15 protein-coding genes are annotated in these 22,774 nt (G+C 64.4%); 8 read left to right on the top strand and 7 right to left on the bottom strand.

Features of this window, described 5'->3' with window-relative positions:
* Positions 1 to 198: 198 nt before the first annotated feature.
* Positions 199 to 1,536, top strand: coding sequence for a hypothetical protein (locus tag E1809_RS04655; RefSeq protein WP_235835439.1), 1,338 nt, complete (start codon positions 199 to 201; stop codon positions 1,534 to 1,536).
* Between the two features lie 67 nt (positions 1,537 to 1,603).
* On the opposite strand, the gene E1809_RS04650 is transcribed toward E1809_RS04655, so the two are convergent.
* The 5 genes from E1809_RS04650 to E1809_RS04630 all read right to left on the bottom strand — a co-directional run bounded on the left by E1809_RS04650 (position 1,604) and on the right by E1809_RS04630 (position 11,785).
* Positions 1,604 to 4,450, bottom strand: coding sequence for a WecB/TagA/CpsF family glycosyltransferase (locus E1809_RS04650; RefSeq protein WP_133203061.1), 2,847 nt, complete (start codon positions 4,448 to 4,450; stop codon positions 1,604 to 1,606).
* Positions 4,451 to 4,500: 50 nt separating this feature from the next.
* The gene (locus E1809_RS27685) at positions 4,501 to 9,192 is read right to left on the bottom strand and encodes a DUF4082 domain-containing protein (RefSeq protein ID WP_133203060.1); all 4,692 of its coding nucleotides are present in this window, start codon (positions 9,190 to 9,192) and stop codon (positions 4,501 to 4,503) included.
* Between the two features lie 266 nt (positions 9,193 to 9,458).
* The gene (lhgO, locus tag E1809_RS04640; RefSeq protein ID WP_133203059.1) at positions 9,459 to 10,667 is read right to left on the bottom strand and encodes an L-2-hydroxyglutarate oxidase; all 1,209 of its coding nucleotides are present in this window, start codon (positions 10,665 to 10,667) and stop codon (positions 9,459 to 9,461) included.
* Complete coding sequence (locus tag E1809_RS04635; RefSeq protein ID WP_133203058.1) at positions 10,664 to 11,257, bottom strand: N-acetyltransferase; 594 nt, start codon at positions 11,255 to 11,257, stop codon at positions 10,664 to 10,666. The genes lhgO and E1809_RS04635 overlap by 4 nt, the downstream gene beginning before the upstream one ends.
* Before the next feature lie 150 nt (positions 11,258 to 11,407).
* Entirely contained in the window at positions 11,408 to 11,785 is a 378-nt protein-coding gene (locus tag E1809_RS04630; protein ID WP_133203057.1) for a cupin domain-containing protein, read from the bottom strand.
* 200 nt (positions 11,786 to 11,985) lie between these two features.
* Here E1809_RS04630 and E1809_RS04625 point away from each other — a divergent pair, with 200 nt between their 5' ends.
* Positions 11,986 to 13,131 (top strand): class I SAM-dependent methyltransferase, encoded by a 1,146-nt coding sequence (locus tag E1809_RS04625; protein WP_235835438.1) that lies wholly within the window; start codon positions 11,986 to 11,988, stop codon positions 13,129 to 13,131.
* 77 nt (positions 13,132 to 13,208) lie between these two features.
* Here E1809_RS04625 and E1809_RS04620 read toward each other — a convergent pair whose 3' ends face one another.
* Positions 13,209 to 14,096, bottom strand: a complete 888-nt coding sequence (locus tag E1809_RS04620; RefSeq protein WP_133203055.1) for an aminoglycoside phosphotransferase family protein — start codon at positions 14,094 to 14,096, stop codon at positions 13,209 to 13,211.
* Between the two features lie 127 nt (positions 14,097 to 14,223).
* Here E1809_RS04620 and E1809_RS04615 point away from each other — a divergent pair, with 127 nt between their 5' ends.
* The 4 genes from E1809_RS04615 to E1809_RS04600 all read left to right on the top strand — a co-directional run bounded on the left by E1809_RS04615 (position 14,224) and on the right by E1809_RS04600 (position 18,709).
* A complete protein-coding gene (locus tag E1809_RS04615) occupies positions 14,224 to 15,477 on the top strand; it encodes an ROK family protein (RefSeq protein WP_235835437.1) in 1,254 nt (417 codons plus the stop codon).
* A gap of 104 nt (positions 15,478 to 15,581) precedes the next feature.
* A complete protein-coding gene (locus E1809_RS04610) occupies positions 15,582 to 16,937 on the top strand; it encodes an extracellular solute-binding protein (RefSeq protein WP_133203054.1) in 1,356 nt (451 codons plus the stop codon).
* Positions 16,938 to 16,946: 9 nt separating this feature from the next.
* Complete coding sequence (locus E1809_RS04605; protein WP_235835436.1) at positions 16,947 to 17,840, top strand: carbohydrate ABC transporter permease; 894 nt, start codon at positions 16,947 to 16,949, stop codon at positions 17,838 to 17,840.
* 74 nt (positions 17,841 to 17,914) lie between these two features.
* The gene (locus tag E1809_RS04600) at positions 17,915 to 18,709 is read left to right on the top strand and encodes a carbohydrate ABC transporter permease (protein WP_235835453.1); all 795 of its coding nucleotides are present in this window, start codon (positions 17,915 to 17,917) and stop codon (positions 18,707 to 18,709) included.
* An 18-nt stretch (positions 18,710 to 18,727) separates the two neighbouring features.
* Here E1809_RS04600 and E1809_RS04595 read toward each other — a convergent pair whose 3' ends face one another.
* Positions 18,728 to 18,931, bottom strand: a complete 204-nt coding sequence (locus E1809_RS04595) for a hypothetical protein (RefSeq protein ID WP_133203052.1) — start codon at positions 18,929 to 18,931, stop codon at positions 18,728 to 18,730.
* 450 nt (positions 18,932 to 19,381) lie between these two features.
* Here E1809_RS04595 and E1809_RS04590 point away from each other — a divergent pair, with 450 nt between their 5' ends.
* Both E1809_RS04590 and metE read left to right on the top strand, forming a co-directional pair.
* Positions 19,382 to 20,350: a methylenetetrahydrofolate reductase gene (locus tag E1809_RS04590; protein WP_133203051.1), complete on the top strand. Its 969-nt coding sequence runs from the start codon at positions 19,382 to 19,384 to the stop codon at positions 20,348 to 20,350.
* A gap of 51 nt (positions 20,351 to 20,401) precedes the next feature.
* Positions 20,402 to 22,744, top strand: coding sequence for a 5-methyltetrahydropteroyltriglutamate--homocysteine S-methyltransferase (gene metE, locus E1809_RS04585; RefSeq protein ID WP_133203050.1), 2,343 nt, complete (start codon positions 20,402 to 20,404; stop codon positions 22,742 to 22,744).
* Positions 22,745 to 22,774 lie beyond the last annotated feature (30 nt).

Raw genomic sequence — 22,774 nt, 5'->3', positions numbered from 1 at the left:
GGCGGTACGCGGAATTTCGTGAATCGAACCCGTGGCACTCGACTTCACCAAAACATCACCCTACTTAGCATTAGGGGGTGTTTTCTGCTCCTGTTGTGGTGGTATCTTGTGGACGAACTCTTGCGCTGACGGTCTCGTTTCGGGTTCTTTGACAAGTGGCCCGGGTATTTCCCCATGACTAAACGGGAGCCAATGGCAATGACGAAATTCCCTTTTTCCCTGACCGTCCGGGCGGGCATCGTGCTGGCCGCTTTATTGGCAATATCCGTTTCCGTCGCCAGCCTGCTGGCACCGTATGCGGCGGCGCCGAGCGCGGCGGCACCGACAGCCGTCCCATTACCCGCCGGCGTGACCGTCCGGGACATCGACGGCGGCGCGCAATACTATGGAAAATTCCCCAATGGCCTGCCGAGTTCGGCAAACTACTTTCCGGTAGGAATATGGTTCGAAAGCGTCCTGAATTCCACGGATGTTCCCTTGGACAAAGCTGCCGGAATTAATACGTACGTCGAGTTGACCGCCGGATCCAACGTACAGTTCATCAAGGACGGAGGGCTGTACGCGATTCCTTCCTGGACCTCGCCACTTGCGTCAGGTTTTTTGCTGTCCGACGAAGCGGATATGTGGGCCGGACCTGGCTCGACCGCCTGGACCGGAAACTACCCGGGCGCCGGGACGGTGTGTTCTCCCGCGGATAGCAAATGTGGTTTCACGGTTCAGCAGACCCTGGTACCGCATGCACCCGCTGGCATGATGGTGTACTCGAATTACGGCAAGGGCGTGACTTTTTGGGAGTCGAGCGCCGAGGCCGGGCAATTCGTTAACAGTTACCAGCAGGTGGTTTCCGCCGACAATTACTGGTTCACCGATCCGAGCATTTGCGCTCCGACCGAAGGCGGCCAGATGCTGCCGACGCCCCGGGCGCTCACTGACGCCGAGTGCCGGAAAGCCTCGAATTACGGGTGGACAGTGGACCGTGTGCGCTCCTTCGTCAGCCCTAAAGGGAACATTCCCGTGTGGGCCTTCGTCGAGCTCGGGCATCCCTTCACTGAAGCAAGCGCTCCAACCATCACGGGTCCGGAGATCAGGGCCGCGGTCTGGAGCAGCATCATCCACGGCGCCCGGGGAATTACGTACTTCAACCACAGTTTTGGCGGGGACTGCCTCTCGCAACATGTACTGCGGGACGCCTGCGGCGCCGCGATCCGTCCCACGGTGACTGCCGTCAATCAACAGATCGCCGAGCTGGCTCCCGTGCTCAATTCGCCTTTCGTCGATGGCGTGGCAACCACGAGCGGAAGCGTCGATGTCGCCGTCAAGGCATACAACAAGAGCCTCTACATCATCGCCAACTCCACGCAGGCAGCCTCACAGTCCGTCACGGTAAGCCTCAAGTGCGGCGGCGGAAGCAGCGCAACCGTCCTGGGCGAAAACCGTTCAGTCGCAATGGCCAACGGCTCCTTCACGGATGCCTTCGCCGACAGCAACGCGGTACATATCTACAAGGTAGAAGGCGGTAACGGCTGCGGCATTTAGCGGCCAAAAAACCGGACCCGGCGGGGACTAATCTCCGCCGGGTCCGGCACGTTTTACCAGTCAGTACCTAGCCCCGGCTGCTTTCGTCCCGTTCCCACGTGGTGGCCTTGGCAGGCCGCTTGCGGAGCCGGGAAACGACCGCGAAGCCGACGTAGACACCGGCGTCGACGCCCGTCCGCAGGCCCCGGATGGAAGAAAGAAGCTCGAGGAGGCTTTGGCCGGAACTCCCGCCCTCATTCGCCTGGTAATCAAGCAGCTGCACGTTGCTCCGGTACGTCCGGCCCAGCACGGTGACGAGCGTACGGGCGTTACTTGGAACGTGGACCTTGATAGGCGGGCAGGCGACGATCTCCTTTTCGGCGTCGGAGAAGTGGCGGTCAACGAAGACGTCGTCGGCTTGTACCGGCGGGAAAGTGCCGAAACGGGAGCGGGCCTCACGGGTGAGGGCGAAGGCACCGGCGCCCCAGAGTCCGCTCTTCGTGGAAGCCATGCGGCCACGCGCGCGGTAGAAGGCCCGGACGAGGGCGGTGGCGCCGTCGGTGTCGTAGCGGGAATCCGGCCGGGCTGCCAGGATGTCTCCTTGGCCGAGCCGGCGGAAAAGCTGTTCAATCGCTGCCGGCTCTACCTCGACATCTGCGTCGAGGTAGAGCCGGGGCCATGCGGTCGCCAAGGAGTCACCGGTATCCATGGCGATTGTCTTTGACGGCTGCTCTATCTCGACTACCCGGATCCCCGGGAAGCTGCGCGCAATCTCGGCGGTGTCGTCCGTGCAGCCGTTGCAGACCACGAAGATTTCCACGGTTCCCGCGGCCGCCACCGGTTCGAGGCTCCGGAGCGAACGGGCAATCACGGCGCGTTCGTTATGGGCCGGAATGATGATCGAGCCGGCGGGGAAAGCACTGGCAGGCCCGCCGTCGTCGTTCTTCCGGGTCGCCGGCACAGCGTGCGGCAAGTCATCCCAGCTCCCCTTATTGAGCAGCGCGCGGAGGGCGGGCCGGTGGTCGTGCTGGTAGGAACGCAGGGCCTCCGAGAGCACGGCGGCCCCACGGAAACCGGCAGCAGAAGCGGGCCTGTGGTGCTTTTCCGCGTACCGGACACGATTGACCGCCATCAACGCCGTGAGGGCGGACGAGGATCCGGAGCCGCCCCGGCGGTGCCGCATCCTCGCGGCGGGTTCGAACCAGTCCCGCGCACCCGCTTTCCGCGCCCGGCGGAAGAGATCGGTTTCCTCGGAGTAGAGGAAGAAGCGTTCGTCCCACGGCCCGATCTCTTCGGCCAGGTGCGCCTCGATGAGCATCGCGGCCCCAGTGGCCCATTCCACGGGATGCGCGTGCTGGTAGCTTTCCCGGTCGTAGTCGATCTCGGAAAGCCAGGCCGGACGTCCCGGAAGGTGGCTGCCGAGGACCGCATCGGCCCAGGCACGGGTAAGGCTCGGCTCCCGACGCAGGGACGGGTAGATTGAACCGTCTTCATCCAGCAATGCCGGCACGACGATGCCTGCCTTGGAGTTGCGCTGCCGACGGATGAGAGCGGCGACTGAGCCGCGTTCGATCACCAGGTCAGGATTGGCCACCAGCAGGTAGTTGACGTCACCACAGTGTTGTTGGGCCGCGTTGATTCCGCCCGAGTAGCCGAGGTTGCCGCCGGTGGCGAACGAAATGACGTCCCCATGGCGGGCGAGGGCCTCCAAGGTCCCGTCCGAGGAACCGTTGTCCGCCACGATGACGCGGAGCCATTGGTCCGCAGCCTCCGCCCGGAGGCTTTCGATCAGGAGGTCGACGTCCTGCGCGTTGTTATAGGTGACCACCAGGACAGCGACGTCGGCTGGTTGCCCTACAGGGGCGAACGCCCGGTTGCCAACCGGGGGCGGCGCGAAGCCGACGGGTGCGGACGCGACGAATTGTTCGCGTTGTTCCTCGGACTGCTCCCGAATGACCGAACTGTTGATGCGCAGCGAGGCGTAAGCCGGGGGACCATCCAGCAGGTAGCGGCGAGCCAGCCGACGCGGCTCCAGGGCGAGGCGCCACGCCCATTCCAGGCCCTTCGAGCTCACCCATTCAGGGGCGCGCTTTACCCGTCCGGCCAGGAAGTCGACGACGGCGCCGAAGGCAAGCAGCACCGATGCACCAGTGAGGGATCCGTATTCAGCGATCCACAGTTCTTGCCGGGGCTTTCCCAACCCGACCACGAGGATGTCCACTCCCGCGGCGGCGATCTCCGCCGCGATCCCTGTCGAAACCTCCGCGTCGGTAAGATCCTCCCTGCTGGGCGACCAGAAACCGGCCAGGATGAGCCCGGGCCGTTCGCGCCCAAGCCTTTCCTTCAAAGACTCCTGCGCTTCGCGGGCACCCCCAAGGAAGCCGACGCTGAGGTTGAGTGAAGTGGCAACATCCAGCAACGGTCCAATAAGGTCGCTACCGGCGAGCCGCGGCCAGTGCCGCCCGGTCAGCCGCTCGGCTTGGGACACCAGCGGGGCGCCGTCCAAGAGGGTAAGCCACTCAAGCGAAGGCGCCCCCTCCGGAACGGTGGAATCGCCACCCAACACCGAAGCCCACCTGCTGCCCGCGCCGAAGTGGTTGATGTGGTCCAGGTTCGCCGAAGCAACCGCCAACGGAGTCGTGTCCTTTCGCAGGGCCCGCGCCGCGATGAGGTCGATCGCAGATGGAAGTGCCAAGAGATCCACCTCGGCTCCGCCCAGGACAACCCGCGCAGCGGTGGCGTCCGCGGAACCGGCCTCGAAGGTTCGGCGCTCGCCGGGTTCCGTAATGCCGGACTCCGGAACGCCGGACTCCGGAGTGCGGGGTCCGGCGAAGCCGTAGAACGCCGGCACGGCATCCGCCATGGTCCGTGTCCCGGTGGTTGGCAGGATCAAGAGTTTGGAAACCATCGTCCTGAGGCCTTGAACGGTTTTCACGCTGAGTCATCCCTTCGGGGCGGGTCCTGGCGGCTTGGTGCTACGGGGTGCTATTGCGTGCTGAAGATGGCGTCGACCCAGTAGTTGGTGTTGTTGTAGCTGTTGGTGGGGAAGGCGGCGTTGCCGTAGTTGTAGACGCCGTTGGGTCCGTCGGTTCCGCTGGCTAGGCCGTGTAGTGGTGGGTTGTCGGCGGCGCTGCTGAAGTATCCGCTGGTGGCGGAGTAGTTGCCGTTGGGGGCGTAGTAGGAGACGAGGTAGGTGGTGTTGGCGGTGATGGCGACGGGGGTGKTGAAGGTTGCTTGTTGCCAGCCGCTGGCGGTTTCGTTGGTGAAGGTGACGGAGGCCAGGAGGGAGCCGGTGCCGGACCAGAGGTAGCCGGTGTGGGTTCCGGTGTTTTGGCTGCCTTTGTAGAAGCGGACGCCGGTGATGTTGCCGGCGACGTCGGAGCGGAACTTCATGCCGAGTTCGACGGCGCTGGTGTCGTTGACGTTGATGGTGGCTGGTGTGGAGGTGGCGCTGAAGACCGTGCAGGGGCAGGAGGATGGTGCGGCTGCGGTGGTGAAGGTCCAGGTGTAGGGGGCGGTCATGGTTTGGCCGGTGGAGTTGGTGGCTCCGCTGATGGTGGCCGTGTAGGTGGTGCTGTAGGCCAGGGCCGCTGTGGGGGTGAAGGTCGCGGTGTTGTTTCCGCTGTTGTAGCTGGAGGTTCCCGGGACTGCGGTGTTGCTGGGGTCCTTGAGGGTGAAGGTGACCGAGGATGCGGTCACGGCCTGGCTGAACGTTGCTGTCGGTGCCGTGCCGACGGGTACGGCGGTGGCGCTGCTGGCCGGGTTTGTGGAGCTGACGGTTGGTGCGGGGGCTTGGCCGGTGGTGGTGAAGATGGCGTCGACCCAGTAGTTGGTGTTGTTGTAGCTGTTGGTGGGGAAGGCGGCGTTGCCGTAGTTGTAGACGCCGTTGGGTCCGTCGGTTCCGCTGGCTAGGCCGTGTAGTGGTGGGTTGTCGGCGGCGCTGCTGAAGTATCCGCTGGTGGCGGAGTAGTTGCCGTTGGGGGCGTAGTAGGAGACGAGGTAGGTGGTGTTGGCGGTGATGGCGACGGGGGTGGTGAAGGTTGCTTGTTGCCAGCCGCTGGCGGTTTCGTTGGTGAAGGTGACGGAGGCCAGGAGGGAGCCGGTGCCGGACCAGAGGTAGCCGGTGTGGGTTCCGGTGTTTTGGCTGCCTTTGTAGAAGCGGACGCCGGTGATGTTGCCGGCGACGTCGGAGCGGAACTTCATGCCGAGTTCCACGGCACTCGGGTCACTGACGCTTACTGTCGCAGGGGTCGACGTAGCGCTGAACACGGTGCACGGGCAAGCCGGCGGCGCCGCTGTGGTGAAGGTCCAGGTGTAGGGGGCGGTCATGGTTTGGCCGGTGGAGTTGGTGGCTCCGCTGATGGTGGCCGTGTAGGTGGTGCTGTAGGCCAGGGCCGCTGTGGGGGTGAAGGTCGCGGTGTTGTTTCCGCTGTTGTAGCTGGAGGTTCCCGGGACTGCGGTGTTGCTGGGGTCCTTGAGGGTGAAGGTGACCGAGGATGCGGTCACGGCCTGGCTGAACGTTGCTGTCGGTGCCGTGCCGACAGGAACAGCAGTGGCATTGCTCGCGGGTGTCGTCGTGGAAACCGTCGGCGGAGGTGGCGGAGCTGCGGTCGTAAAGGTCCACGAGTAAGGCGCGGTCATTGTTTGGCCGGCGCTGTTGGTGGCTCCGCTGACGGTCGCGGTGTAGCTGGTGCTGAAGGCCAGGGCTGAGGTGGGCGTGAACGAGGCGGTATTGGTTGCGGCGGTGTAGCTGGCCGTTCCGGGTACTGCTGTGTTGCTGGCGTCCTTAAGGGTGAAGGTGACCGACGAAGCGATGACGGCCTGGTTGAATGTCGCCGTGGGAGCGCTGCTGGTCGGTACGGCCGTGGCGTTGTTCGTGGGTGCGGTGGAAGAAACGGCCGGTGGCGGCGGAGGCGCGGTGGTCGTGAAGGTCCAGGTGTAGGGGGCGGTCATGGCTTGTCCGCCGCTGTTGGTGGCTCCGCTGATGGTGGCCGTGTAGGTGGTGCTGTAAGCCAAGGCGGCGGTGGGGGTGAAGGTCGCAGTGTTTGTTCCGCTGTTGTAGCTGGAGGTTCCCGGCACGGCCGTGTTGGTGGCGTCCTTGAGGGTGAAGGTGACCGAGGATCCCGTCACGGCCTGGTTGAAAGTCGCCGTGAGGGCGCTGTTAAGGGCCACGCCGGTCGCGTTATTCGCCGGGGACGTCGTGGAAACGGCCGGTGCCGTGCTCGATGGAACGAAAATCGCGTCCACCCAGTAGTACTCGGCGTCGTAGGAATTCGTGGGGAACGCCGATGACGGGCCGTAGTTGTACATGCCGTTGGGGGTGCCGGGCACGCTCCGCGGGTAGTGCAACGGTGCGCTGTCTACCCGGCTGTTTCCGGCGGGCGGCGGCGACGGATGGAGGTAGAAGTACGCCGTGTCTTCGGTGTAGTGGCCGGCCGGAGCGTAGTAGGAGACCGTGTAGATGGTGTTCGCTGTCACGGAAAGCGGTGGTGAGAAGTTCGCGGTCTGCCAGCCTGTGGCGGACTCGCCGGTGAAGGTCACCGTGGCGAGTAGCTGCCCGCTGGCGGACCAGATGTTTCCGATGTGCGTTCCGGTGTTCTTGGCTGCTTTGTAGAAGCGCACGCCCGTGATGGTTCCGTTCACCTCGGAGTAGAACTTCGCCCCCACCTCGATAGCGGTCGGGTCTCCGGCATCAGCGACGGCGGGCGTGACGTTGACACCGGAAAGGCTGCACGGGCAGGCAATGTTGGTGACAGTTCCCGACGACGGCGACTCGATATTGCCGCTGTCATCAACAGCCCGTGAGCGAATGGTCGAGGTGGGGTTGCCGTGGGCGTTCCAGGTGTACGTCCAATTCGTCGTGCCGGCGGCCGGATGCCAGGTGGTGCCGTTGTCGGTGGAAACTTCGACGCCGGTGACCACTCCGCCGCCCGTGTCCGACGCCGTTCCGCTGATCGTGACGATGGTTCCATCGGCGATGTTCGCACCGAAAGCCGGAGAGGTGATGGTCGACGTCGGCGGGGTCGTGTCCGTGGACTTCGTGGCGGCCACCAGCCCGCTGATAAGAGTGGTGGGCTGGATGCCCATGTCGGCGAAGAGGTTGACGGTTGCTTGTTGCATGTTCTTGTCCACCGCTTTACCGGTGGTGAATCCGTCAAGTCCCCACGCCCATTGGACTGTTCCGGCGCCAAAGACGAGCGCCCCGCTTGGCGCCTTGTACATGGTGAGGTTATGGGTGGCTGTTTTCCCGGTGGCTGTTTGTGAACCGTAGTCGGTGAAGACTTCTGCCGACGTGTTCGTTGTGGACGACATGTCGAAGAGACCGGCTGGCCGGAACCCGTTGTCGGCGTCGATATCCCACTCATAGCCCAGCGTTCCTACACCGGGGGCGAGCGTCACGGTGCTTCCCGGCGCCATCGTGGCAACCGAGGTGTTACGCCATAACCGGAGCTTGCTGTACTGGTAGGGAACGGTAATGTCGGTGGTTCCTGAATTGACCAGGAAGAACTGGCCCGTCATTGAGTTTTCGGGATTTCCGCCGCCGGTGGATGTCCCGAAGCGCGGGTCCCTGTACGTGCCTGTCCAGGTGACCGGATCCGTCGGTGCGTTGAAGTGCGTGTCCTTGTAGGCCACGAGGGTCCGCCCGGGAGTGCTGGTTCCGGCGTAGCTCGATTCCCAACGGGTACGCCAGAAGGACTCGTTTCCGCTGAAGAATGCAAGGTTGACGCCGGCGTCCCGGGCGGCTTCGACGTTGGCGCGTTGGTCGGCGGACCAGTATTCGTCATGGCCGGAGGACATGAAGGTCTTGTGGTTGAGGAGCAGGGAGCCGTTGGTGGCTACGTCATTGCTGCTCGTGTAGCTGATGTCATACCCGTTGGCCTCCATGAACCGGATCATGGGGTACTCGGCGTACATCAGCCAGCTGCGTCCCTGGTCGTCTTCGGCCGTGTGGAACGGGCGGTTATAGGAGACTTTGAAGGCCCCTTTGTAGGCCTGCGGGTTGCCTGGCGGGCAGGAGACGGTGCAGCTGTACAGGCTGTTCCCGCCGTACGTGTTGTAGGCCTCCCACGTCGCATCGGAGGTCGAAATCAGTAGGTCCGAATGGGCCGCGTCGTTGCGGACCACGAACGGTATGAGGCTTGCGCCGTTGGTGTCGTTGCGCACGAGCCGGGCGATGTAGACCCCGGAGACGGCTGTGGATGGAACTGCCCAGGAAGCCGAGACTGCCCAGTTTCCGCAGTCGATGAGGCCGGTATCGGAGAACGTGGCGCAGGCCGGCTGCGACTGCGGAAGCGCGACGGAGGGGAGCACGTTCGCGGCGACTTTGCGGGCACCAGACCCCTGGTAGTAGCCGAGCCGGTAGATGTCGATATGGTACGCCGAGGCCGGAGTCAGGATCTTGAACGAGATCGTTTGGCCGATGTTGACGCTCATCGTCGTCCCGTACCCCTGGATGGTGGAGTCTCCGGCTCCGGAGACTTGCCATTCCGAGGCGGGGCTCCCCGGAAGGGTGTTCTCGCAAGCCACCGGACTTGTGATCGGCGCGGTGCACGGATTCGTCGCGGCCACGGCCGGGACAGCCGGAACCTGCAACGTGAGGAGCGCTGCGATCAAAGCCAGGACGGTTGGGAGGACCAAGTGGCGCACTGCCAGGGGGAAAGTTCGGTTGGAGCTCATGTCGCGACCCGCTTCTGTCCAAAGTTGGTTCAGGCACTCAATGACGGAAGCATATGGATGGGCGCGGGGACGGGGCACGAGTAGCGGTACCCGTCTTTTCAGCCTCCGCACGCGGGGTCGGCGACGGGTTTTACCTGTTTTCCGGAGTTGGGCATGCGAGTGTCCAAGATGCCGGAAACCGGACGATGGAAGCGTTGCTTAGATGAAGGTGATGCCTTGGTGCATGGGCGGCAGCTGCCCTTAGCGAGGATGGGCGGGTGCCTCGCTTACGAGAGGCTCGCCCGATCCATGGCTTCGGAGACGATGTGCTCCGCGATGGCCATCGACGACGTCGCGCCGGGAGACGGGGCATTCCGGACATGGACCAGCCGGTTCGTCCCGGTGATCACGAAGTCATCCACGAGGCTGCCGTCCCGGGTCATGGCCTGGGCCCGGATCCCGCGGGGTCCGCGTGTGACGTCGCCTGCTTGGAGTTCCGGAACATATTTCCGGGCTTCCTCGACGAAGGCGCGGCTGTTAACGACGAGCCGCGTTTCCCGTGCGGCGGTGGGAAGGTTGCCGGCGGCGAACCGCCAGAATCCGGGAAAGCCCAGGACCTCGCCCAGGTCACCGGGGGACACCTGCGCGCGGCGGTAGGCTTCGCGTCCTGCGGCCAGGAAGGCATTGGGACCCACCATGATGGCACCGTCGATGCGTTTGGTGAGGTGGACGCCAAGGAAGGGATAACGCGGGTCCGGAACAGGATAGATGAGGCCCTTCACCAGGCCGCGTTTCTCCGGCCGGAGCAGGTAGTAGTCGCCGAAGAACGGCACGATCCTGGGATTGGCGGGGTCTCCGGAAGCATGCGCCAGGCGATCGGACTGCAGGCCCGCGCACGTGATGACGAGGTCGTATACTTCAGTCCCACTTGTGGAGGCTACCCGGATTTCGGGTCCGCGCTCCTCGATGCCCGTGACAGCCACTCCGAGCGCTACAGTGCCGCCGGCGTCGGTGACATCCCCGGCCAGCGCGTTGGTGACCGCGCGGTAGTCGACTATCGCGGTCCGCGGCGAATGCAGGGCCGCCAGCCCGCGCGCGTGGGGCTCGACGGCGGCAAGCTCGTCTGCGTTGATCATGCGGACATCGGGCACGCCGTTGGCGATGGCCCGTCGATGGATGGCTTCGAGCCGGCCAAGCTCGCTCGCGTTGTGGGCCACCACCACTTTGCCGCATTCCTCGTAGCCCACGCCCTTCCCGGCTGTGAATTCCTGGAGCAGTTCGACTCCGCGGCGGCACAGCCTCGCCTTGAGGCTCCCGGGTTCGTAATAGAGGCCGGCATGCACTACGCCGCTGTTGTGGCCGGTCTGGTGCGCGGCCAGTTCATCTTCCTTCTCGAACACGGTCACGTCAACGTTGCCCAGGCTACGGGTGAGCTGGCGTGCGACGGCGACCCCGATGATGCCGCCCCCGACGACGGCCGCGCGGACCCTGCTCATGCCCGGCGGGCTTCTTTGAGTGTGTCACCGTCTTTGATGTAGCGTTCCCCGGTTTCGGGGCAGACCAATTCGTCGCCGTCCGGTTGCAGGCGGTGTCCCGACTTTCCCACCCAGCCGATTTGCCTGGCCGGGACACCGGCGACCAGGGCGAACGCTGGAACGTCCTTGACGACGACGGCGCCCGCGGCCACCGTTGCCCACTTCCCGATCGTGATGGGCGCGACGCAGACGGCGCGCGCTCCGATGGCCGCCCCGTCCTCGATCGTCACGCCGACGGGTGTCCAGTCGTCGGCGGATTTCAGTACACCGTCAGGGCTTACCGCTCGGGGGTAGGTGTCGTTGGTGAGGACGGCAGCCGGTCCGATGAAAACTCCCTCGCCAAGCCGTGCGGGCTCGTAGACGAGGGAGTAGTTCTGGAGCTTGCAATTGGATCCGATGTGGACTCCGGGCCCGACGTAAGCTCCCCGGCCGATGGTGCAGTTTTCGCCGAGGCTCGCATCTTCCCTGATGTGGGCGAGGTGCCAGATCCTTGTGCCTGCACCAATGCTGGCGCGCTCTGAGACATCGGCACTTGGTTCAACTGAAGTCATGGAAGCACGTCCTCTATCGAGCGATTGAATGAGTCCAATGAATCGCGGCCGCGGTCCGTCCGGGATTAAAAGCCGGATGGACCCTGGCCTGCGACGATTGTAAACACGTTTGGCGCCCGATAGCAGGAGATCGTGGACGAAACCGCAACGCTAGTCCGGCTTGACTCCAAACTCTGCCGCGCTGACAAATTCGATGGAGGTGAAGGTCTCGTCACCAACAACCCAGGCGTTGTGGCCGGGGGGAATGGTGTACGAATCGCCTTGGGAGATGGTCATCTTCTTGCCGTCGGTGGTTTCGACTTCAAGCGTTCCGGCGACGCAGAATCCGACGTGGTTTGCCTGGCAGGAGTCCGTCTGGACTACGGGCTTGATGCAGCTTTCCCAGCTCCATCCGGGCTCGAACGTCAAGCGTCCGATGGTGTAGTCACCCACGGTGACGACGTCCACCACGGTCTTGTCCGGGCGGCGTGACTCATCGGGGGAATTATGCGACTTAACTTCGAGCTGCGTGACGACATTGACAGTCATGGTTTTCTCACAGGGGGTGCGGGAGCCTGATGTGACAGGTCCGCAACGTGGCTCTGCGCAACGGACCAGTGGGTCTGGGCTGCACCCGGCACTCACCGTGTGTCGCGGCAGTGGGCAGACGGTCGTTTACTTGCATTCTCTACCATCCTCCGGCGCCCCCGTGTTGTCGAGGGTTCCGGCGGCGGATAGATTGGTGCAGCGTGACTCCACCCGATCTCGAAGCGTCGTTGCAGCCATTGTTTGAAACCCTGAGCCGGTTTCCCGACGTCGAAGCCGAGAACCTGCAGGCCTACGATGCCACCGACCGGCTGCTCCTCGAAACTGCAGCGCCTTTTATCACTGATCCCGGGCTCCGGCTCGCGGTGGTCGGCGACCGTTACGGGGCCCTGACCTTGGGCGCCCTCGCCTCCCTCGGCGTCGAACGCGTCCGCGTGACGCAGGACCTGTACACGAGCCACTTGGCACTTCGGCGGAACGCCGAAGCGTCCGGCTTGTCCGGCCGCTTCGACCAACTGGAGTTGGGAGCCGGGCTGCTCGACGGCGTCCAACTGGTGATCATGCAACTGCCCAAATCGCTCGGCGAACTGGAAGAGGTTTCCGACGCCGTTGCCCGCTTTGCTGCCCCGGGTGCGGTCTTGCTCGCTGGCGGACGAATCAAGCACATGTCCCTTGGGATGAACGCGGTCCTGGAACGGAACTTCGAAACGGTCCAGCCCCAACTCGCCCAGCGGAAGTCGCGTGTCTTGCTCGCGACCGGTCTCCGGCGTCCGGCCACACCTCCGCCCTTCCCCGTCAGCCACCACAACGAAGAACTTGGCATCACTGTCACGGCGCATGGAGCCGCTTTCTCGGGGACAAAGCTCGATATCGGCACGCGCTTCCTGTTGGGTTTCATGGGAGGGATTCCCGAGGCCCGCCACGCCGTCGACCTCGGTTGCGGAACAGGGATCCTTGCCGCGATGTACGCGAAGTCGCGGCCGAATGCCCGGGTGACGGCGACCGACCAATCGGCGGCGGCCGTCGCATCCGCGAGGGCGACGGCGGAAGCAAACGGACTGGGCGAGCGGATCAACGTGGTCCAGGACGACGCGATGTCCGGCTTCGAACCCGGAAGCGCTGACCTCATCTTGCTGAACCCACCGTTCCACCTCGGTGCGAGCGTGCACGCGGGGGCGGCGATAAAGATGTTCGAGGCAGCTTCGAGGGTCCTCGCCCCCGGTGGTGAATTGTGGACCGTTTACAACAGCCATTTGCGGTATCGCCCCGTTCTGGAGCGCCTCATTGGTCCGACAACCGAGGTGGGCCGGAACCCGAAGTTCACGGTGACGCGGAGCGTGAAGCGGTAGCTGAAACCAGTCCGACGACAGAGGTGGGCAGGAACCCGAAGTTCACGGTGACGCGGAGCGTGAAGCGGGACTAACCCTCAATCTCCGCCTAGCAATTGCGTTACCGCAAACCTGCCGACCCCTGCCATTCCGGGGTTGTCGTCCGAGAAGGTGACCATCGCCGTCGCGAGGGCCACGGCCCAGCCACGCGCGCGGACCCAGTCGTCGGCACCGACGGCGGGACCGAGCGCCGCGACGAAACGGTGCCGCGCGCCGTCGTCGAACATCAACCACGCGACGGCGAGGTCGACGGCGGGGTCCCAGGCACCGAGGTCCCCGAAGTCGATGACCGCTGCAAGGCGGCCGTCGGGCTGGAGCAGCACGTTGGCCGGATGGAGGTCCCCGTGGAGCCACAACCCAGGCCCGGACCACGGAGGAGCGGCGCAGGCCCGCAGCCAGATGTCGCGCAAACGGTCGCCTTGGGGATACCGCCGTGAATCGTCCAGTCGTTCCTGGACCACGCTGGACCGGGCCGCCAAGGGAACTCCGCGGACCGGGTTGACGGGCGCGCCGGCCGCGGCGGGCACGTGGATGGCGAGAAGGAAAGCGGCCAGGTCTTCGGCGGCAGCATTCCGGGACTCTTGTAGAGCGAGCATCGCCGGGGTGCCGTCCAACCACGGGACTACGCTCCACGGCCACGGGTATGTTCCGCTCGGGCGTCCCGCGTGGATCGGGGCAGGAACCGGAACGGGCGAACGCAGGGCATATCCGGCCAGATATTGCTGTTCGTGGAGCACCAAATGCGCTGCGGCTTCGCGCCGGGGCATCCGGACAGCCATTTCGTCGCCCAGCCGGTAGATGACGTTGTCCCATCCGTTGGCGAACAACGTCAAAGGAAGATCGGAAAACGCCGGCGCTTGTTCCTTGAGAAGCGCTTTCACGAGCTGCGCGGTGACGTCCACTTCGGCGCGGGGCATCACCGCCATGCCGTGCCTCCAGCCTGCGTTCCCGGTGTCCGTTCCAGATGACCAGCGTGTGGGCATACCGGGACGCGCACACGTGCCGTACCATGCAAAATGCAATAGCATTCTTCCAGCGATTTTAGGGGAATACGTGACTGAGATCCGCCAGCCCACTCCGAGGCGCGGAACCAATCTGCCACGCATGGGGGACTTCAATCTGACCGTCATCCTGGACGCCATCAGGCGTTCGTCGGGCGGCCTGAGCCGGGTGGAACTCGCCCAGATCGTGGGTCTTTCGCCCCAGACCATCTCCAATATTTCGCGCCGCCTTCTGGACCAACGGCTCATTGTCGAAGCAGGCAAGGAAGGCAGCGGTCCGGGCAAGCCCCGCACCATCCTCCGCTTGAACCCCGCCGGGATGTACGCTCTCGGCGTCCATGTGGATCCCGCGGTCATCACGTCCGTAGTCCTGGACCTCGTGGGCGACGTCGTGAAGCATTCCCGCATTCCCACCCCCGCCGGCAGCAATCCGCAACGGGTCATCGCCGCCATCGCGGACGAGATCAAGGGGTTGATCGAGGACTCCGGCGTCGATCCGGGGAAGATCGCCGGGCTGGGGGTCGCGGCTCCCGGGCCTATCGACCTCGACGAAGGGACCGTGGTGGATCCGCCTCTCCTGGTCGGCTGGGACCGGGTGTATCTTCGGGACGCACTGGCCGAGGCCACGGGACTCGAAACCCTCGTCGACAAGGACGTCACCAGCGCCGCGGTCGCGGAGACCTGGGCCGGTGGGGCCAGCGGCACAGGGAGCTTTGTCTTCATGTACATGGGTACGGGCATAGGTTGCGGAATTGTCCTGAACGACGAAGTGGTCCGTGGAACGTCCGGCAATGCCGGCGAAATCGGGCACATCATTGTGGACCCGGACGGGCCCCCTTGTGACTGCGGCCTCCGGGGATGCGTCAAATCATCGTGCATCCCGCAGGTCCTCGTGGCCGAGGCCGAAGAACAGGGCATCCTGGACGGCGGGCGCAAGGGCACGGAAGGCCCGGAAGTGCAGGAAGGTTTCGCCAGGCTGTGCGATGCCGCCGATTCCGGCGATGAACGCGCCATCGCAATCATCGACAAGTCTGCGGTCCTCGTGGCCCGGGCCGTCGCCGTCGTCACCAATACGCTTGACGTTGAACGCGTTGTCTTCGGCGGGCCCTTCTGGGCCCGCATGTCCGAACGCTACCTGGAGCGCATCCCGGCCCTGCTTGCCGCGAACAGCGCGGCAAACAGCATCCACGGGATTGAGGTCGTCGGGACTGGAGTGGGCGAAGACGTGGGCGCCATCGGCGCGGCCTGTCTGGTCCTGGAACATACGCTCGCGCCGCGCGCCCAGCGGCTCTTGTTGGAAGGTTGAGTTTTCCACGAAGCTCCGCTTGCGGAGTCACAAATATCAATATCGGTAACAGGCTGGGCCAGCTGAAGTGTGGGGGGCTGCAGCCGCTTGAAGATCGGAGCATCATGCGTCGTCGTGCCCGGATGGGGGCAGCATTGTTCGGCGTATTGGCCCTGCTGGCCTCTGCCGCGTGTTCCAGCCAACCGCAAACCAATGAGAAGCAGACGATCAAGGTCGTCTACCAGAAAACCGACTCGTTCACGGCTTTGGACAAAGTGTTCAAGGACGCGAAACAGGAGTTCGAAGCCGCCAACGCCGGCGTCACCGTGGATCTTCAACCCATCCAGGCGAACGACGACGATTACGGCACCAAACTCGCGCTCGCCCAGCGTTCTCCGGACACCGCGCCGGATGTCTTCTATGAGGACACCTTCAAAGTCCGCTCCGACGTCGACGCCGGATACCTGCTGAAGCTCGACGATAAGCTCGCCACGTGGAGCGACTGGTCGACCTTCAACGAAGGCGCCAAAGCCGCGGGGCGGGGTGACGACGGCGGCATCTACGCTGTTCCGCTCGGCACCGATACGAGGGCCATTTGGTACAACAAGACGGTCCTCCAAAAGGCCGGGATCCCCGTCCCGTGGCAACCGAAGACCTGGGATGACATCCTGTCCGCCGCGAGGAAGATGAAGGCAGCCGACCCAAGCCTGGTTCCGTTCAACATGTACGCCGGCAAAGCGACGGGCGAGGGTACCGTGATGCAGGGTTTCTACGAACTGCTCTACGGCACGGGAAACTCGCTGTATTCCGAGAGCGACAAGAAATGGGTGCTCGGATCCAAGGGATTCATTGACTCGCTCCAGTTCCTGAAGACGCTGTACGACGAGAAGCTCGCGGTGGATCCGGCGGATGCCCTCGACTCCAACGTATGGAAGAAGGTCTTCGGAGAGTGGCTTCCGCAAGGAAAGATGGGCGCCACAGTGGAAGGTTCCTACGCGCCGTCGTTCTGGCAGAAGGGCGGGGCCTACGAATGGCCCGGTTACGCCCAGGACATGGGCGTGGCCATGTTCCCCACCCAGTTCGGGCAGGATCCCGGGGGAGTGAGCATGTCCGGCGGATGGACGCTCGCGGTCGGGGCGAAGTCCAAAAACGCGGACCTGGCCTTCAAGTTCCTCACCACCGCCCTGAGCAAGAAGAACGCACTGGCCTTCGACGTGGACAATTCGCAGATCGCCGTGCGCACTGACGTAGCGTCCGATCCCGGATACCAAGCCGCCAATCCGTTCGTGAAGGATGTGTCCAACCTCGTGGACGTGACCCATTTCCGCCCGGCGACAGCGGATTACCCGAGCATCTCGCTCGCGGTCCAGGAAGCCACCGAGGCCGTCATTACAGGCAAGCGGAGTCCCGCCGAGGCCGCCGCCGATTACGACGCATCGGTCAGGAAACTCGTCGGCGATGCCAAAGTCATCCAAAAGTGACGAACGGCAGTGCCTGACTCAACCCGACGCAGGGCAATAAAGCACCGCTTCCTCCGGCTCCTGCCGGTGGTGCCGTCCATCCTCCTCCTGGCCTTGTTCTTCCTGGCTCCGGTGGCGTGGTCTTTCGGTGCGTCCTTTACTGACGCCGCACTGACCGGAAAGGCCGCCCTCCATCCCCAGTGGGTCGGTGTGGACAACTACGCGAGGATGCTGGGCGACGCGGTCTTTCCGCTCTCGGCATGGTTGACCGTGGTTTTCGTGGGCGCTTCCGCGATCCTCGGGCAAAACCTGTTGGGCCTGGCCATCGCCGTTCTCATGGGCAAGGCCGGGGGAACCATGAACTCGTTCGTCGGCACCGCGGTGGTTGCGGCGTGGGTCCTTCCTGAGATCGTGGCTGCCTTCGCGGCGTACGCATACTTCAGCCAGGACGGCACCCTCAACCAGGTCTTGGGGATGTTCGGCGTGCACGGCGCGAACTGGCTTTATGCCCTCCCGATGGCCACGATCATCCTCGCCAATATCTGGCGCGGCACTGCGTTCTCGATGCTCGTCTACCGAGCGGCGCTCTCGGAGGTTCCCCGCGACGTTTCCGAAGCCGCGCTCATGGACGGTGCGCGCGGCTGGCAGCGTTTGGCCTACATCACGCTCCCGATCATCCGGGGCAGTATCGCCACCAACTTGATGCTGATCACCTTGCAGACGCTCGCGGTGTTCACGCTGATTTGGGTCATGACGGCGGGCGGCCCCTCCAACGCGAGCACCACTTTGCCCGTTCTCGCGTACCAAGAGGCGTTCAAGCTCGGCGATATCGGCTACGGTACCGCGATTGCTTCAGTACTGATCCTGATCGGCCTGGTTTTCGGGGCGGCCTACGTCAGGTTGCTCCGCGGGGAGAAGCAGTGACAGTCTTCCGAGCGGCCCAAGCACTTACTGTAAAGCGCCCGACGGCGGCACGCGCCGGTGCGCGCCGGGCGCGGCTGGCTGCCAACTCGGCTTTGGCTGTGATTGGCTTGTGCTTCGTGCTTCCCTTGGCGTGGCTTCTCCTGGCGTCTGTCGACCCGCACGCCGGTTACCAGACGCGTTGGCCCGCATCGCCGTCGTTCGCCAATTTCGCGGCTGTCCTTACGCCCGAGTTGTTGTTCCAACCACTAGTTAACAGTTTGCTGTTGTCGGCCGGCACGGCGATCGTGAACATGGTGGCCGCCGTCCTGGCTGCCTATCCGCTGTCCCGTTACAGGTCCCGGTTCAACAAGCCATTCATGTACGCGATCTTGATCGGCACGTCCCTCCCGGTCACCGCGATCATGGTGCCGGTCTATGGCTTGTTCGTACAGTTGCAGTTGCTGGATTCGATGCCCGCCACCATCTTCTTCATGGCGACCACCACGTTGCCGATGGCCATTTGGATGACCAGGAACTTCATGGACTCGGTGCCCTTGGAACTGGAAGAAGCCGCTTGGATGGACGGTGCGTCCGGGCCGGCGACGCTGCGGAAAATCGTCCTGCCCCTCATGCGCCAAGGATTGGGCGTGGTGTTCGTCTTTGTCTTCATGCAGGCGTGGGGGAACTTCTTCGTCCCGTTCATCCTCTTGCTGACCACGGCAAAGCAACCGGCCTCCGTTTCGGTCTTCAGCTTCTTCGGCCAGCATGGCGCGATCGCCTACGGGCAACTCGCCGCGTTTTCCATCCTGTATTCGGTTCCCGTGCTCGTCCTTTACACCGTGGTGGCACGCGGTTCAAAGTTCGAGCTTTCCCCGTCGATTGCTGCGTAGGTGCAGCAATCAAATGGACTAGTCGATGTCCTCCATGATGGTGCCGTAGGGGAGTGTTTCATCCAGGTGGGCCTGGTGGCCTGTGAGGCCCGGGTTGTAGATCACCCGGACACCGTGGAGCTTGTCAGCCGCGGACTGCATCAAAATGGGTCGGATGGTCTGTACGAACTTTTCATCCTTGCCGTCGAGGTACTCCTGGTAACTGTCTGGTAGCTGGATCATGGCAAAAGGATAGTCCCGGGCCGGCGTCCTGAGGAGGGTTCGGGCGGGGCTTGTCCGGGGGAGTTTCCGATCGGACATCCTGCGGAGAAAACCGGGGCGAAGAATGTTCAGAAATCAGCCGAAACGTAACGTAAAACTGCGTCTTAATTCGGCAGACGATTTGTGGCGCCCCCGCCCCCGATCTAGAGTCGTACACAAGTTACCGCGGTAACGTGTCAGCGATCCTCCGCCGGATCTGCTCCTTGAGGGCAGGCAGGAGGGTGTGGGTGCCCCCATGTGGGCCTGACATTTGCACACGGGCAACTTCATTCCAGGCGTAACAGTCGCGGCTGCGTCCTGCTGGAGTTCGTTGCGTGTATCCCCAAACTCAATTCACCGATTCTGCAGTCCATGGCCTTGGTTATCAAGTCCATGAACCCAGGCCCGCTGACACACAGCCTAAGGACGCAAATGTCACCACCAAGCCTCATCGACACACATCCAAATTTGACCGGCGCCGCCCCTGTCGCACTGTCGTACGAACTCTTCCCGCCGCGCACACCCGCGGCCGCCGCGTCGCTGTGGACCACCATCGGCGAGCTTGAAGCCACGGACCCGGACTACGTCTCGGTCACCTACGGCGCCAGCGGCTCCAACCGGGACACCGCCGTCGAACTCATCAACCGGCTCCTGCTTGAAACCACCCTGCGTCCCCTGGCCCACTTGACGTGCGTTGGAAACACGCCGGAAGAGCTGGCGGGAATCATCGGCGAGCTCCTGGACAACGGCGTGCGCGGCATCCTGGCCCTGCGCGGCGACCTGCCCAAGGACAGCGGCCAGCCCGTAGCCGGTTCATTGCGGTACGCCCAGGACCTCATCGAGCTGATCCGTCGGGTGGAACAGCGCCGTTCGGCATTGCTCTGCGCGGGAAAGATCGCCGTCGGTGTGGCCGCGTACCCCACCCGCCACCCGGAATCCCCGAGCGTGGAGCACGACGTCGAGGTGCTGCTCGCGAAGCAGCGTTCCGGCGCCGATTTCGCCATCACGCAGGTCTTCTTCCACGCCGAGCAGTACACGGACCTGATCTCCCGCGCCCGGCGTGCCGGCGTTACCATTCCGATCATCCCGGGCGTCATGCCGCTCACGAGCCTCCGCCGCCTCAAGCGACTGGGCGAGCTGACCGGCGTCGAACCGGCACCGGAGCTCATCGAACGCCTCGCCGCCGCGGATACCGACGCGGAACGTCGCAGGATCGGGGTGCGCGCCACGGTGGACCTCGCCAACGCCGCCTTGGACGCCGGCGCACCCGGCATCCACCTCTACACCTTCAACGAGCAAGCGTGCGCCCTGGACGTGTTGGACAAGCTTGCCTTGCCCCGGCCCGCCCGCCCGGCGAGCCGGCTCCACGCCATCGCCCGCCGCCAAGAACTCGTCAGCTGAACAGCCGGTCTCCGGTCCAACGATTTGCACCTACTGCCCAAGGAAACCCCCATGACTGAACAGAACACCACCACCGCCACTCCCTTCCCGTCCGCTTCGCTCCTCGGCTACCCGCGCATCGGCCGCCGTCGCGAGCTCAAGAAGGCCGTCGAGGCTTACTGGGCCGGCAAGATCGACGCTGCAGCCCTTGACGCCGCTGCCAAGGACATCCAGCTGACGATCGCGAAGCGCCTGCAGGAGCTCGGCCTCACCGAAGCCGCCGCCGTGCCGGGCACCTTCTCCTACTACGACCAGGTCCTGGACACCACGGCCCACCTCGGCGCCGTGCCGGCCCGTTTCGGCAAGCTCCTCAACGCTGAGGGACAGCTGGACATCGACGGCTACTTCACCCTGGCCCGCGGCAACAAGGAACAGCAGCCGCTCGAAATGACCAAGTGGTTCGACACCAACTACCACTACCTGGTGCCGGAAATCGGACCGGAGACCGAGTTCACCCTCGCGTCCACCCGCAAGGTCGAAGAGTTCGAGTTCGCCCTGGCCAACGGCGTCGAGACCCGCCCGTACATCGTGGGACCGGTAACCTACCTGCTGCTCTCCAAGGCTTCCGACGACGCCCCCGCCGGTTTCGCGCCGCTGTCCCGCCTCGAGGACATCCTCCCGGTCTACGTCGAACTCCTCGGCAAGCTCGCTGCTGCGGGCGCCAGTTGGGTCCAGCTCGACGAGCCTGCCCTGGTTGTTGACCAGGACACCCCGGCCGCGGAGATCCAGGCCGCTGTTGCCCGTGCCTACGAGGTTCTCGCCGGTGCGGCTGCCCGTCCGCAGCTCTTCGTCTCCACGCCGTACGGTTCGCTTGACGGCCAGCTTGGTGCCCTCGCTGCGACCAACATCGACGCCCTCCACATCGACGTCTTCAAGGGTGCGGTCCCGTCCGCGGCAGCCCTTGCGGGCCTTGGCGACAAGACCTTGGTTGCCGGCGTCGTCGACGGCCACAACATCTGGCGCAACGACCTCGCGGCTTCCGCCGCGAAGCTCGACGAACTGAAGGCCGCAGCCGGCAAGCTCGCCGTCAGCACCTCCACGTCCACCCAGCACGTCCCGCACGACACCGCTGAGGAGACCCAGCTCTCCGAGCAGCTGCGCAGCTGGCTCGCGTTCTCGGACCAGAAGGCCGTCGAGGTCAAGACCCTCGCCGACTACCTGGCCGACCCCGCGTCCGCCAAGGCTGCCATCGACGAAGCTTCCGCCGTGATTGCTTCCCGCGCCACCGCGGAAGGCGTCCAGCGCGCAGACGTCCGTGCCCGCACCGCCGCCCTGACCGAAGCCGACTTCAACCGCTCCGAGTACTCGGTCCGTGAAGCCGCCCAGGAAGCAGCACTGCACCTGCCGCCGCTGCCCACCACCACCATCGGCTCCTTCCCGCAGACCTCCGAAATCCGTTCGGCCCGTGCACGCAACAACAAGGGCGAGCTGAGCGACGCTCAGTACGAGCAGCTCATGAAGGACGAGATCAAGCGCGTCGTCGACCTGCAGGAAGAGCTCGGCTACGACGTCCTGGTGCACGGCGAGCCCGAGCGCAACGACATGGTGCAGTACTTCGCGGAGAACCTTGAAGGCTTCGACGTCACGGTCCACGGCTGGGTCCAGTCCTACGGCTCCCGCTGCACCCGTCCCTCCATCCTGTGGGGCGACGTCACCCGCTCGGCTCCCATCACGGTTGCCTGGGCAGAGTACGCACAGTCCCTGACCAACAAGCCGATGAAGGGCATGTTGACCGGTCCGGTCACCATCCTGGCCTGGTCCTTCGTCCGTGACGACCAGCCGCTGGGCGAGACCGCCAACCAGGTAGGCCTCGCTCTGCGCGACGAGATCGCAGACCTCGAGGCCGCCGGCATCAAGGTCATCCAGGTGGACGAGCCCGCGCTGCGCGAACTCCTCCCGCTGCGCAAGGCCGACCACGAGGCTTACCTGAAGTGGTCCGTGGACTCCTTCCGCCTGGCCACCGCCGGGGCCGCGGACTCCACCCAGATCCACACCCACCTCTGCTACTCGGAGTTCGGCGTGATCATCGATGCGATCGACGGCCTCGACGCCGACGTCACCTCGATCGAAGCTGCCCGCTCCCGCATGGAGGTTGTCCACGACCTCGAGTCCCACGGCTTCGGCCGCGGCGTTGGTCCGGGCGTCTACGACATCCACTCGCCGCGTGTCCCGGGCGAGGCCGAAGTCACCGAGCTCCTGGCAACCGCTGTCAAGCACGTCCCGTCCCGCCAGCTCTGGGTCAACCCGGACTGCGGCCTGAAGACCCGCGGCTACGCCGAGACCGAAGAGTCCCTGCGCAACCTCGTCAAGGCGACCAAGACGGTCCGCGCGAGCCTGCTGGAATCAGCTAAGTAGCACGCAAGTAGTACAAACGACGGCGGCCGG

This window comes from Arthrobacter terricola, assembly GCF_004354015.1.
Lineage (GTDB): Bacteria > Actinomycetota > Actinomycetes > Actinomycetales > Micrococcaceae > Arthrobacter > Arthrobacter terricola.
The sequence above is the reverse complement of the archived record's forward strand: the minus strand, read 5'-3'. Positions and strand labels throughout refer to the sequence as shown.